Origin of the sequence: Chitinophaga filiformis (assembly GCF_023100805.1) — a bacterium.
GTDB lineage: Bacteria > Bacteroidota > Bacteroidia > Chitinophagales > Chitinophagaceae > Chitinophaga > Chitinophaga filiformis_B.
The window spans coordinates 6,295,384-6,309,099 of sequence record NZ_CP095855.1; the positions used below are offsets into that span (position 1 = coordinate 6,295,384).

8 protein-coding genes are annotated in these 13,716 nt (G+C 47.3%); all 8 read right to left on the minus strand.

From position 1 onward, the window contains the following. Positions 1–173 precede the first annotated feature (173 nt). The 8 genes from MYF79_RS24345 to MYF79_RS24380 all read right to left on the minus strand — a co-directional run bounded on the left by MYF79_RS24345 (position 174) and on the right by MYF79_RS24380 (position 13,697). A complete protein-coding gene (locus MYF79_RS24345; RefSeq protein WP_247810428.1) occupies positions 174–1,091 on the minus strand; it encodes an alpha/beta hydrolase in 918 nt (305 codons plus the stop codon). 63 nt (positions 1,092–1,154) lie between these two features. Then, the gene (locus MYF79_RS24350; RefSeq protein ID WP_247810429.1) at positions 1,155–4,451 is read right to left on the minus strand and encodes a PA14 domain-containing protein; all 3,297 of its coding nucleotides are present in this window, start codon (positions 4,449–4,451) and stop codon (positions 1,155–1,157) included. A 452-nt stretch (positions 4,452–4,903) separates the two neighbouring features. Next, a complete protein-coding gene (locus tag MYF79_RS24355; RefSeq protein WP_247810430.1) occupies positions 4,904–5,260 on the minus strand; it encodes a nuclear transport factor 2 family protein in 357 nt (118 codons plus the stop codon). A 54-nt stretch (positions 5,261–5,314) separates the two neighbouring features. Next, positions 5,315–5,911, minus strand: coding sequence for an AraC family transcriptional regulator (locus MYF79_RS24360; protein ID WP_247810431.1), 597 nt, complete (start codon positions 5,909–5,911; stop codon positions 5,315–5,317). A gap of 49 nt (positions 5,912–5,960) precedes the next feature. Further along, positions 5,961–8,039, minus strand: coding sequence for an alpha-L-fucosidase (locus MYF79_RS24365; RefSeq protein ID WP_247810432.1), 2,079 nt, complete (start codon positions 8,037–8,039; stop codon positions 5,961–5,963). Between the two features lie 57 nt (positions 8,040–8,096). Continuing rightward, the gene (locus tag MYF79_RS24370; protein WP_247810433.1) at positions 8,097–10,187 is read right to left on the minus strand and encodes a beta-galactosidase; all 2,091 of its coding nucleotides are present in this window, start codon (positions 10,185–10,187) and stop codon (positions 8,097–8,099) included. Between the two features lie 47 nt (positions 10,188–10,234). Continuing rightward, on the minus strand, positions 10,235–12,418 hold the full coding sequence (locus tag MYF79_RS24375; protein ID WP_247810434.1) for a glycoside hydrolase family 3 C-terminal domain-containing protein: 2,184 nt from the start codon (positions 12,416–12,418) through the stop codon (positions 10,235–10,237). A gap of 61 nt (positions 12,419–12,479) precedes the next feature. Continuing rightward, complete coding sequence (locus MYF79_RS24380) at positions 12,480–13,697, minus strand: glycan-binding surface protein (RefSeq protein ID WP_247810435.1); 1,218 nt, start codon at positions 13,695–13,697, stop codon at positions 12,480–12,482. Between the last annotated feature and the right edge of the window lie 19 nt (positions 13,698–13,716).

Sequence of the window (13,716 nt, forward strand, 5' to 3'; positions counted from 1 at the left end):
TGGCAGACTGGTTGTCAGCCCATTCCGGGGAAATGAAAAAGGCTTTATGACAATCGTCATAAAGCCTTTATTCAATTAAAGACCAGCACTTAGCCCCTTCTACCCTCGTGTTTCATAGGATACATAGTACGATTTATATTTTAGGTAATCATTCCCCTACTCCTGTTGCTTTCCTACAAGCGTTTAAAAATATGTTCAGAGAACAGATACAGGTTACGATCCCACTCAATATTATCATGGCCATTAGTATCTACATTCCAAACGTGCGGTAAACCGATTTCGCTAAGGTACTGATGGACCTTTTCACTGATTCCCCAAAGGCCGTCTTTGTTACCACATCCTATCCATAGCAGCTTCAACTTTTCGCGGGCAGCTTTAATGTCCGGAACCAGTTGAATATCTGTATACATACCACCAAACTTATTCGTATTAGGTGCAGAAGAGAATCCACCCACATAGGCAAACGTCTCCAGGTGATGCAGGCCAATATTTAACGATTGCCCGCCGCCCATGGACAAACCTGCCAATGCACGATGTTCAGGGTCATTGATAGTAGCATAATGTGCATCGATGTAAGGAATGATATCTTTCAATAAATCCTCTTCAAATGGTTTTCCGTAACCTTCGAAATTATCTGCTCTCCCGGAACGATTGGCCGAGGATGTGTCTGTTACGGTCAGCCTGGTATCGCAATTTGGGAAAACCATTATTACAGGCTGAATTTTACCATCTGCAATCAGGTTATCTACCACATTATCTGCCTGGCACCATTCCGTCCATTGACGATAATCCTGGCCCAGACCATGCAACAGATATAATACGGGATATTTCTTGTCAGGGGAATATCCCGGAGGCGTATATACACTCATTTCCCGCGGTTTCCCCAGCGTTTTCGAGTCGTACTGAACCACTGATAATTTTCCGTGGGATACATTATTACGCTGTACATTAAATCCGGCAGGCGGATCCGGGAAAGTGGGTATAGTGTCCGCTTTTAGTGAAACCTTACCTGTTATTGCCAGACAAGTATGACTGGCAATAACAAATACGATCAAAATAAACAAATAGAGCTTGCTCATTTTATTTTTCATTACGCTAATTTTATTCGTTCCAAATCATACCGCCTGGTTTCAGTACGCTGGATGAAAGATCTGTCAGGGCACGATGAGCTTCTTAGTGAAACTGGCTGCTTCCGAGTCTATCCTGACAATGTAGAACCCTGCCTTCAACCGTGCATTGATATCTATTTTGGTACCACCGTAAGCTATCTTTTCGTACAACATTCTGCCCTGGTCGTCATACACCCTTACGACTGCTTTCCCGGAAATTTCCGGAAGAAGGATCGAAAACCTTCCTTCACTGGCCGGATTTGGATACAGGCTGACAGTCTTATTAATGTTGGATTCAGTTACTTCCGCCGATTGCATTCTGGCAGCCAAAGTAGCGCCTCCTCCGGGAAGGAAGGGGGAAAGATAGGTTCCGGCAATGACCTGTTGTGTAATACCAGGCCCCTGCCAGGCCACCGCTACATTATCTCCACCGCCAGCTTCCTTGTGAAGGACTTCAATGTAATATTTTTGTCCGGCAACCAGGTTAACCGTAGCGGACTGCTGTGTGCTGTACTTATTCCATTCTCTCGAATTGGTCCATCCATTCACGTAAGCTATTCTTGAGCTATTGGCCGGGTTGTCATTGGTACTCAGGTAAAGATCTGTGTTGTCATCTCCCGCAACCCAGAATGTATAACTACCACTTGCAGGAGGATAGATATATCCACGGATCCTGGTGCCATAGTTATCTGCCCAGTTTGTCGGGCCTTCCAGGCTGGTGATCTGTCCTGCTCCCGTAGGATTGTTTGGATAACTGGTATTGGAGGTCAGGCTGCTAATGGTAGTTCCGCTGATCCCAGTCCAATATTCTCTTAGTATCGTGCCTGTCACAGCGACGTTAAATGTCTGTGTGCTTTGGCATCCGCCGCTATTGGTGTAGGTAGCCACATAATTCCCTACCTGGTTGGCCTGGATATTTGAAATGGTTACTTCGCGTGTAGCTGCACTAAAATTACCCGGCCCGCTCCAGCTCCATGATCCTCCCTGCACAGGCTGAGGACCAAATTGTACGCTGCCGCCTGCTGCTAAAGAAGCATTGGCCGCCTGTTGCCAGCTCCCTCCGTTCAACCGTAAGTACGGAGTGATGGCAGTAGGTGTACATGCAGCGGGCTCCCAATAGATCAGACCTCTTCCTCCACCGGCACTCATAAATACCCTTCCGGCAACATTCATGTCTCCGATCAGCAATGGTGCACCTGCGAACTGATGAGCGTCATCATTTATCTTCGACCAGCTAAGCCCCTGGTCTGTTGATCTGAAAAGCCCCGTTACATTCGAAACTGTTCCCCAGATGAAAATAGTGGGATAATTGGATCCGGACATCGCCTTTCCTATCCCAATCGTTTTACAATAGGTTACATTTGAAACAGTGGTATAAGCCGCTCCATAGTCGGTTGAATATTTTAATCCATTGCGGCCAAGAGGCACCCATACATGTCCTTCAAAACCCGATACTGTCCGGATCTGTGCCGCCTCCCACGGATAATTCGCGGTGGATGCGCCCGGCGTGCCCGCCAGTGAAAAACTGACGCCTTTATTGGAGCTCCTCAGCACCTGTCCGTTGCGCGGATCGTATACATAAAAATAGTTTGCATTTACCTGGTCAGCTACAGGAGCCGCATCTCCGAGTGATACACCTGAACAGGCAGACCAGCTGGCGCCGTTATTCGTTGTAAAGTACGTGGTTGTCGAACCTCCGGGGCAATGTAGTATAGTTCCTCCGTCCGCACTGATGGCGACCTTTCCTCCTTTACCCATGTTGGTGGCAGTTCCTGTCCATGATGTCCCCTTATCTCCGGAGTAGTAAACAACGCTTCCATCATTGGAAGCTCTTACTACCCTGGTTGTATTGACCGCAGCATAGGCAATGCTCTGGTTATTCTGATCGGCAGGTGCCAGCCTTTTTGCCGGATAAGACGTCAGCGGTTCATGCACAAAGCCTGTTACATCACCAAAGGAAGAAATAAAGGGTCCTCCGGGAATGCTTACCCCGTCAAGCAAGGCTGTTTCCTCAATCCCGATCACATCGTATTTCCAGGAAGGATTTGTAGCTGTAATATCGGAACAGGTATATACGCCACCACCACCAACTACCCGCACCTTTGAAGGGTTGGACTGGTCAAACTCGATACAGTCCATCCAGTTAACCGCGCCTCCGTCTGTCCATGCCATGCCATTACTATCATATGTTGCGTTCGTACCGTTCTTAAGCGTCCAGGTCGATCCACCGTCGGTAGAGAGGAAAACAAAATCGCCCCAGCCGGTGCCAAACTGGTTGTTCCAATACATACCGCAGGAAGAAACTATCACCCGGTTAACATTAGTAGGGTCTATACTTACGCCTCCGTACGGATAGTCTTTCGAAGAAACGGGGGTAACGTTTGCCCACACACCGGTAGCTGTGTTGAGCTTATATAACTTCCCATCTCCTCCGCTGGACTGTGGCCCTGCATCGTCTGAATAGGTAACATACATGGTAGTTCCCTGCAGCGCTGCCCGGTGCGGCATAAAACTGGTGGTTGCAGAAATGTCAGTAAAGCTGTTTCCGCCATCTGTGCTTTTATAAATATTCGCGCCTCCCGTGCGGGAAACACCTATGTATATGGTTTGCGTGGCTCCACCCACCACACTGCCGGAGGGATCATATAGTACGAAACATATCCCGTTCTCATTCGGAGTGGTAGTTACGCCGTTCCAGGCAAGGTTCCAGGTAAGGCCGGCATCTGTACTCTTCCATAATCCGTTCGCCCGGGTTCCACAGAATAATATGTTGCTGTTGTGCGGATCTACCGCGAGCCTTTCTCCATTTCCGCGCCCGTTGCCATTTCCATGCGCTTTAAACTTAGCCGTAACATCGGTATAGGTGAACGTATTCCCTTTGTCAGTGGATTTCAATATAGCCGTTCTTCCACTGTTGATATAAGAAGTACCGCAAAGCATATAAACGTTGTTGGGATTCTGCGGATCCAGCGCCAAAGCTTCCACTCCCACAAATCCATTTTCATCCTCATTGAGCCAATCCAGCAGTTGCACCCATTTATTGTTCGCTGCATCCCAGCGGTAAGCGCCGCCTACATCTGTGCGGCAATATCTGTCGCCCGATGTCTTGTGAGTAACGATCCCTGTCACAAATCCGCCACCGCCAACAGGTGCATTCTTCCAGACATAGCCGGTTTGGGCCTTCAGTTCATAGCCCTGAAAAACAATACTTACAAGAAGTAAGCATAGAAAGACAAGTTTTTTTTGCCTGAATAGCGGAAATACCTGAGGGAAGGTAAAAGTTCCGAATACAAAGGGTAGCATCCCCTTTTTTTTAAATGGTGTCGGTAATTTTGTTTTCATAGAAGTTATGGTCGTTTAAGTAAAACTGTGTGAAGAAAACCGGCACAACGAAACGTGTACACCTGTCCGGATATTTGACGAAGGTGCTGAAAACATAACATTACGCCAGAACAGCCGCGGGAAACAAAAGCGGCAGCAGGCGCATTTTCAAAACGGCATTCATTGTCTCACTGTGTGTTGTAAAACTACTGAGATGTTCTTAAGATGAGGGGGCTCAAATGTTGCAGATCATGGCGGAAAATGTTTCAAATGTTGATTTTCATAGGGGTTTTTACGGGGTCAAACTGCTTTACAGGCCGTTTTTATGCAAGTGCCCATCATACCGGCACGGATGATTCTTTGTTTTTAGCAGGCTTTCTGCCTGCCCATGAAAAGAACACGGGTACCGGATATGATGGGCAAGAATGTGGCGCGCGGCCCAGATAGCGCTCACCTGACTTACTGTTATCCTTCTAGTTGTAATGCCCCATCGCCTGGAATACCTTCCCGTCCTCATTGAACACGAAATATTCCGCCGCTTTCTTTCCACTAACACTTGTGTAATAAAGGATTACAGTATTCATGCATGATAAAACTTCGTGCAGATCGAAATGAAGATCAGGATATTTTGCCATCGCCTTTTCCCAGTAATTCCGCACATTTTCCTTTCCCTTCAGACGGCCATCCGGGCTGATGCCCATTTGTAGTATAAAAGGACTGCTCATTTCAAAATCGTCCGTATAATGTGAAAGTACCGCATCCAGGTCGTGCGCGTTCCATGCGGCTACCCATTCATCCGCAAATTGCAGGGCTTGTTCCCGTGAGATCATATATTTTTTTTATAAAAGTACAGCGCCGGAACATGTGGGAATAGGACAAAAAGGTCAAATTGCCAGCTGACCCGGTGTATGCCCGAAGGCTTGTTTGTACCTGCGGATAAAGTAGGACACATCTTCGAACCCGCTCCTGTAGCAGGCCTCTTTCACGGATAGCCCTTTGTGTTGCAGCAGGTATTTTGCCTGTTGTAAGCGTTTTTCTATCATCCATTGACCAGGACTGCAACCCACGTTCTTTTTGAACCATCGTTTAAAAGTGCTCAGGCTCATATTGTGAGCGCTGGCATAATGCTGCAGCTGCATCCTGTCGGCAATGTGGCAGGCCATGGGACTGAGCAAGGTATCCGCATCGCCAAGCAGCAGGTTCAGGCTTACAAAAGGTTCCCGCTTCACAATGATGTCAGAATACAAAATGGAATTTTTCGGAACGAAAAGCGCATCACCGGCTTTCATATCATAACATTCACCGTTCAGGAAAACCACTTTCCGGCCTTCGCGTACATAGGTAAGTGCGGCGTAAGGCATGAAGAACGCATCTTCTGAAGAGCGCCGGTACTGGCAGAAAGCCATGTTCATGGCATCATCCGCATATAACAGCTCTACCTTTGCCTTGCGCTGGTTGAAGTTTTCATATAGCTGGATCATAGCCGCCAAATTACAAAGTCTACATGATATTTCCGGAATGTCGCGGAAGCTAACGGGTGATTATATCCAACTCTGCATAACCCGCAGCATCGTTCTGATGGGAATTGCGTAGCGCACGCAACCTGATATAACGGGCCTTTACCGGTATAAATTCCTTTATCTGCCACAATGGGTTATTCTTAATATTGGAAAACTCTCCTTCATCCACCACTTTCCATTCCTTATTATCTTCTGACACGCAGAACTGATAATGCGTAATAATCCCCTCTGTACTGCCCTGGCCAGGCAGGTATCTGAAGCCGGATACATTTTCTGTCTTTCCCATATCAATGTCAATATCTGCCGGCAGTTTTTTGTCTGCCGCCTGGTACCATGCCGTTGCAGGGTCGCCATCTATCACACGGGTCACTTTATCGTCATCGATACCTGATATTTTCCAACTTTTCCTGGATATATCAAATTTCTCAGTTGCAATGGCGCTGCTTTTTTTCGACATGGGGTCATATGCAATCGCCTTTACGTTAACTTTTCCATCAGTTTGTACAGGTCCTTCATACCGTTTCGCGCCCTTCGCAGGCACGCTGCCATCCAGTGTATAATAGATAACGGATGCACTGTCTGCAGGCCTGATGTACACTGTCCCGGACTGATCCCTGATAATTTCAGGGGCCATCAGCACAGGAGGCGCATTATAAACGCCGATATTGGATATAAGAGGGCAAGCTTTTGCACCTGTGATGGTAAAACGTAGCCTCGTAGCAGTTACAGCAGGAAAAAGCAGGATGCGTTTGTAACCAATAGTTGTACCATTAGCCAACTCTTTCCAATTGCCTCCAACCAGACCTTCCACCTTAAAAGCTTTTACCCGTTGGCCTAATTTTATATATTCCTGGGCAAGAAAACGGTTAAAAGTAACAGGCTTACCAAAGTCTATAGTTAGTGATGCCCTTGTTATTGTATCATCGGTTGCCCAATAGGTGTTCTTATTCCCATCCACTGCCATACCTGCACCGAATGTTTTTACGTTACCTCGCACATTTGAAGCGCTCACTTTTTTCTTTTCCGCAAGGTTTACGGCAAATGCTTCCTTGACGGCTTTTGCCAGTTCCAGCACTGCCTTCTCATCGGTTTCATGGATCAGGCCCCTCTTGTCTACAGGAAAGTTCAGCAACAGGGTGCCATTACGTCCGAAAGAACTGTAGTAGGTATTCAGCAGATCGGGCAGGGATTTTACCCTGCTGTCTTCATAGGCATGATAGAACCATCCGGGACGGATGGAGGTATTCACCTCGGCAGGCACCCAGGAATCGCCGTTCTCCAGTCCATGGTGTAACATATCGTATGGTACCTCACCCGTAGCATTCAGCAGGCTCCAGTTCGTTTCGCCCACATAACCGCCCTCCGTACCTACCCAGCGCAGATCTCCGCGATCCCCGCCGTCATTCCATATAACGATCTTGGGCTGCAGTTGGCGTATGAGCTTATAAGTGTTCTTCCAGTCATAATAGGTTGTGCGGTCTATTTTCCGGGTTTCCCTGGCGCCGCCGTAGTAGCCCGAACCACCGTTAGCCCCGTCAAACCATATTTCAAAAATATCTCCGTAGTTTGTAAGCAGTTCTTTTAACTGGTTTCTGAAATAAGTAATGTATTCAGGTGTTCCATACACCGCGCTGTTCCGGTCCCAGGGAGACAGATAAATGCCCAGCTTAAGCCCATATTCCTTACACGCATTTGCCAGATCACGCACAATATCTCCTTTGCCGCCACGCCAGGAAGCGTTCTTAACCGAATACTCCGTATACTTTGATGGCCATAAACAAAATCCTGAATGATGTTTGGCGGTAAGAATAATCCCCTTCATACCCGCTTCTTTACATACGCGGGCCCATTGGCGGCAATCCAGATTTACCGGGTTGAATATTTTAGGGTCATCTTCACCATATCCCCATTCCTGGTCGGTAAATGTATTGGTAGATAAATGGATGAATGCGTAATATTCCATTTCCTGCCATCTCACCTGGTTCTCAGAGGGAACCGGACCACAGGGGCCAGGGGTACTGGTTTGAGCATAACCGTTCATTGCCAGAAACCCTACCACCATCATTACCTTACAGATTTTTCGAATCATAATGTTATAGCTTTTCTTACCTGTTATTCTTTACTCAAAGTATGATTTTCCCCTGATTTATCTTAATGACCAGACCAACACGCCCCCGGGTTGCAATGTTCTTTCACCTACGATAACACTGGCTGTTGCAGGTACGTTCATGGTATAATTATCCGAGGAATAATTTACCGCCACATAAAAACCATCCCGCCAATAAACATATACACCAGGCGGATAATTTTCGGTGGTAGCCCCTGCAGCGGCATAAATGCCACGCAATACATCCTTTTCCAGTTTTGCATCATCCGTATCCACACCGATATAGGTTACAGTACCTTTACCCACCTTATGCCTTACTACCGCGGCTTTTCCTTTATAAAACTGGTTGTCATATACAGCAAGTGTTTCCGTGTTTTTATCCGGCGCCAGCAGATCGGCCCAGTTATTCCAGCTATAGTGGTTTGATCCCATAAGGATCTCTCCTTTGCCGTTATTTGAAAGCATATCTGTTGCTTTCACCTGTGCCCCTATAAGGGCCGACAACGGAGCCGCCCATTCCGCCTCCCAGAAGTGTCCCATGCGATCTTTGGTGGCGGTACGGCAGGTGATGATCAAATGCCCCCCATTAGCCGCATATTCGCTCCATTTCTTTACCAGGGAACTGTCGGCCATTTCGTATGCGGGAACTATCACAAGGCTGTATTTCGACAGATCTGCAGTTTCCGGGATCACATCTGCCGGGGCGCCGAACGATTTTGCTATTTCAAGGAATTTAAGCGGGTAGTTCCAGGTATCCCATTGCCAGGTTTGTTTTTGCCGATCAATAGTCCAGTAGTTTTCCAGGTTCCAGACAATAGCGGTCGACCGCGCAACCAGTGATGCAGGCATAGCAGCTCCTGGCTTATATTGCTTCCTGAGCGTTTTAATTTCCCTGATGAATTGCATATATTCCTCTCCGCCCGGCGAAGGCGTAATACCATCCGGTTGTATTACGCCTGCATGGTATTGTTCCGCGCTGTAATTAATCTGACGGAAGCGGTAAGAAGAGGCTAGTTTTCCGCCTGCAGCAAAGGTGTGGTATAGCCACATACGTACCGTACCCGGCAAAAGCAGCGGGTTGTAGCCGCCCCAGTTCACCGGGCCGGGCTGGATTTCCATTACGCCCGATACCCCACCTGTTGTTTTATAATATTCAGCGGCAAAGAGGATTACCTTACTATTTCCCAACCGAAAGCCCTGTTCTCCAATATTATCGGTGCCACCATTTGGATAAGCAGTATATGTAGCAAAATCAAGCTTATTCGTTCGCCGCGGATCGGCGCCTGTGGAGACGGCTGTATAATTGGTGGTTATAAACTGCGCCTCAGAAATGTAGCTGCGTAATGTTGCTGCCTGAAAATCCAGAAATTCCGCCTGGGCATCTGCCGAATACCTTTTAAAATCAAGGAGGGCATGGGGATTATTGCCCCACCAGCCTACCAGGGAGGTATTGGGAATAATGATCTGATCAAAACTGCCGTACCACTGGCTCCAGAAAGCAGCCCCCCAGGCAGCATTCAATGCCTCAATGGTCTTATACCTGTTCTTTAGCCATTGACGGAAAGCTTCCTGTGAAGAAGGACTATAATCAGGTTTGGCATCAGGCTCATTATCCAGCTGCCAGCCAATCACATTTTTATGCTGACCGTAACGCCTGGCCATTGCTGTTACAATGGTGGTCACAAATTTGCGATAGACAGGATTAACAATTGACCCTAATCCGCGGGTACCATGCTCGGCCCGGATGTAATGACCATCCATGACAAAAGTTTCAGGATACCGGGCCCTCATCCAGGCCGGCGTAGCCGCAGAAGGAGTACACATCAGCACTTTCAGGTTATACTTGGCGCAGAGGCCTATCACCTTGTCAAGCCAGTCAAATTCAAATTTCCCTTCCTGTGGTTCCATTTTAAACCAGGCAAATTCGGCCAGGTGCACAAACTCAAAGCCTATATCGGAAATCTTCTTTATATCCCGCTCCCATTGATCTTCATTCCAATGCTCTGGATAATAATAGATGCCGGTTGTAATGAGGTCCTTCTCCGGGAAAAATCGCTTGCCTTCCTGCGCAGTTGTATTTAATCCGGAGATCAAAATGATTATGATAAAGAGTATTGTGTATCTGTTCATCTTAAGGCCTGTTTTTCTGTTAGCGATCGCAATTATACCCGTAAATGCTATTTAACCTGGATCTTTACCGATCCTGCAATATTGTTTGACGAATTGCCGAAGTGTAATACAAATTCACCTGCTTCCACATTCCAGGCCTTTTTGGCTTCGTCATAAAAAGCCAGATCAGCGACCTTTACATTCAGCTCAATGGTTTTTACCTCGCCAGGACGCAAAAAGACTTTTTCAAAAGCCCTGAGCTCTTTTTCGGGACGCAAAACAGCACAAACCGGGTCGCTGACATAAAGCTGCGCAACTTCTGCTCCATACCGGGAGCCTGTATTTTTAATGGTGCATTTTGCATGGATGGTCTCTCCATTCTTATAACTGGTTTTATCCGTTGAAAAATGGCTTAGCGAAAAACCGGTATAGGAAAGACCATAACCAAATGGGAACTGAGGAACAATTTTCTTTGTATCAAACCAACGGTATCCTACTAAAATATCTTCTTCATAATTTACCTGGAGATCTCTCCCCGGAAAGTTGCCTAATGCATGAGCAGGCGATTGATCAAGGGATACCGGCAATGTGAAGGGCAGTTTACCGGATGGATTTACTTTACCGCTCAGCAGGTCGGCAACCGCATTTCCGGCTTCCATTCCGCCGAACCATGACCACAGTATGGCAGGCACGCGATGAACGATCCCCGATAGTTTTACCGGTGAACCGGCAATGATCACAACCACTGTATTAGGGTTGGCTTTGGCTACTTCGCGGATCAGGACATCCTGTCCATAAGGCAGATCCATATTTTGCTTATCGAAAGATTCTGAATCAAAATCATGATTTAATCCGCCGAAAATGACCACTGCTTCTGACTCCCTTGCTACTTTCACCGCTTCATCAACCAGTTTCCAGTCAATCTTGTCAGAGCTTACTTGTCCGGTGTTGCTGCCTTCTTTGAAAGTGGACTGCTTTTCATACCCCTGTGCAAAGTTTATCTTTACGGTAGCCCCGAATTTTTTCCGGATAGCGTCAAGTGGGGTAACTTCATACAGCGCTTTTATTTCGGAGCTAAGCCCGCCATTGCATTGCAGGCGTGTGGCATTATCCCCGATAACTGCAAGGGACTTTATTTTATCGAAATTCAGTGGGAGTATGTGCCTGTTGTTCTGCAGTAACACTGCTGCTTCAGCGGCATCGTTATATGCCGCCTGCTGATGCTCCGGCGTGTTCATCTTTCCTTTTTCCCGCCTTTCTTCATCAAACATTTTGGTCTTTGTCATTACCCACAGTACATCCGCTACCTTTTCATCAACAACGGAAACCGGTATCTTTCCCTCTTTTACTGCGCTGATCAATGGATCAGCGAAATACCATTCGTTGTAATCCTTTTTATCCGTCCCCATTTCCAGGTCAAGACCGGTCAGCGCAGCTTTTATTGTTGAATGTGCGGCGGCCCAGTCGGTCATCAACACTCCTTTAAAACCGAACTCTTTACGAAGGATCTCCCGGTTCAGGTACTCATTTTCAGAACACCAGTCGCCTCTGAACTTATTGTATGCGGCCATTACGGTGTAAGCGCCGCCTTCGGTTACCGACGCTTTAAATCCAGGCAAATAAATTTCACGTAATGCCCTTTCGCTCATGTGCACATCAACAGAATCTCTATGCGTTTCCTGGTTATTGGCCAGCCAGTGCTTTACACTTACTGCCACATCCTTCGACTGCAATGCCTTGATATAGGCAACCGCCATTCGTGAAATAAGGAAAGGATCTTCGCTCATGTACTCAAAATTTCTTCCACAAAGCGGCGAACGGATAATATTGATACCGGGTCCCAGTAAAATATCCTTTTTCCGGAAACGCGCTTCTTCACCTAACACAATTCCCCGCTCATAAGCCAGTTTAGGGTTCCAGGTCGCAGCCAGGGCTGTACCCGGCGGAAAGCAGGTGGCTGCATCATTGGCCCATCCGGCATATCCCCAGTCGTGGCGGTTTATTTCCGCACGCACGCCATGAGGCCCGTCGCTCAATGCCCATTCAGGAACACCTAACCTTTTTATTCCCGATACATAAAATTTTGAATTCCCATGCAGGAGACTGACTTTTTCCTCCAGCGTCATCCGGCTGATCAATGAGCGGATATCGTCTTCCTGCCCGCCGGCATTTACTCCATGCTGCGCACTGGCAATACCCGCCATCATTACGCCTGCCAAACCAAGTACAAATTGTCTTACTACTTTTTTCAATTCTATTAAATTTCTATTTCAGTTATTAACCAGCCACCACCAGTCATCAGTGGCGCCAATATTATTTAATCTTCACTACCCTGATGTTATCGATAGCTGCCTGCAGACCCGAAGCAGAAGGTAAAGCCGAAAAATTCTTGGTCTGAATATTTACTGCTCCATTGCCATTAGTACCTAGCAGCGTGCTCAGGCTTGCAGCTGCAGAACCTTTACCATCATTCGTCCTGAACAGGGACAATGGAATGGTTACTGTGCGCCATCCTTTTGTAGTGAAGGGAGATACTACACCGTTAGTACCCTGCCACGGCTCGTAGCGGGCCATATAGTCAAATGAATATCCCTTTATGACATATATTGAAGTACCGCTCCACGCAAGGGGTACGCTGATCTCAAACTTAAGGGCATATTCATCCAGGGAAAGGCCTAAACTGTCCGCAGGCACCCATTGTACATCGTTTGTATTTATACTGCGCTGCCAGCCCCACCAGGTGCCATCGCCTGCAGGCAGAATACCATTGCTCAGCACTGCGTAATTACCCCTGTTGCCGGGAAAGTTAGCGCTGCTGTTATCAATACCCGTGCCCCAGCTGAAAGTATTTGTCTTATCAAAATCACATAGAACGCCTGTTGTAGCATCGTTTACATTAAAGGGGGTAGAAGCCTTACCCGATTTTGTAGTCACCACTACAGGACCGCTCTGTGTGAGCGCCGGCAACACAAACCCTATGGAAGTCCCGTCACTGGCTGTTGTATAATGGGTAATCTGCGTACCCGAAAAAGTGAGCTCACTTATAAAAAACAAATTCAGCCCGTAGATATAAACGGAATCGCCTTCATTGGCATTTTCGTTGGAAATGCTTGTGATGGTGGGCGGCGGGGCCACAATATCAAATGTAAAAGTAGTAGCTCCCTGCCGGGTAACGTAACGGATCGTGTTCAGATCTTCTGCAGACACCGACGGAAACGGTATTACAGCGGGTACCAGCACGGTAGCGCTTGTATCTGAGAACATGGTGCTGTTGATAGTGGCAGGTATGCCATTGAAGGAGACCTGTACAGCGTTCCTCAGGTTATGTCCGATCAATACCACCCACTGACCGGTAGTAATGTCACTCACAAGGGTATCCGCAGGCGACGCTGCGTAATTCCTGACGCTGGTTATAACAGGGGCGCCTTCCGTTACCTCTTTCTTACAGGCGGACTGCATCCATGCAAAAGCAGTAGCAATCGCCAGGAACAGTAATCTGCTATAATGCTGGTTGAATATAACTTTATTCACGGTAGAATGTTTTTAGTAT

Bases quoted from the DNA above. Each gene is read 5' to 3' on its own strand.
- MYF79_RS24345 (WP_247810428.1), bottom strand. From the start codon at position 1,091: ATGAAAAATAAAATGAGCAAGCTCTATTTGTTTATTTTGATCGTATTT.
- MYF79_RS24350 (WP_247810429.1), bottom strand. From the start codon at position 4,451: ATGAAAACAAAATTACCGACACCATTTAAAAAAAAGGGGATGCTACCC.
- MYF79_RS24355 (WP_247810430.1), bottom strand. From the start codon at position 5,260: ATGATCTCACGGGAACAAGCCCTGCAATTTGCGGATGAATGGGTAGCC.
- MYF79_RS24360 (WP_247810431.1), bottom strand. From the start codon at position 5,911: ATGATCCAGCTATATGAAAACTTCAACCAGCGCAAGGCAAAGGTAGAG.
- MYF79_RS24365 (WP_247810432.1), bottom strand. From the start codon at position 8,039: ATGATTCGAAAAATCTGTAAGGTAATGATGGTGGTAGGGTTTCTGGCA.
- MYF79_RS24370 (WP_247810433.1), bottom strand. From the start codon at position 10,187: ATGAACAGATACACAATACTCTTTATCATAATCATTTTGATCTCCGGA.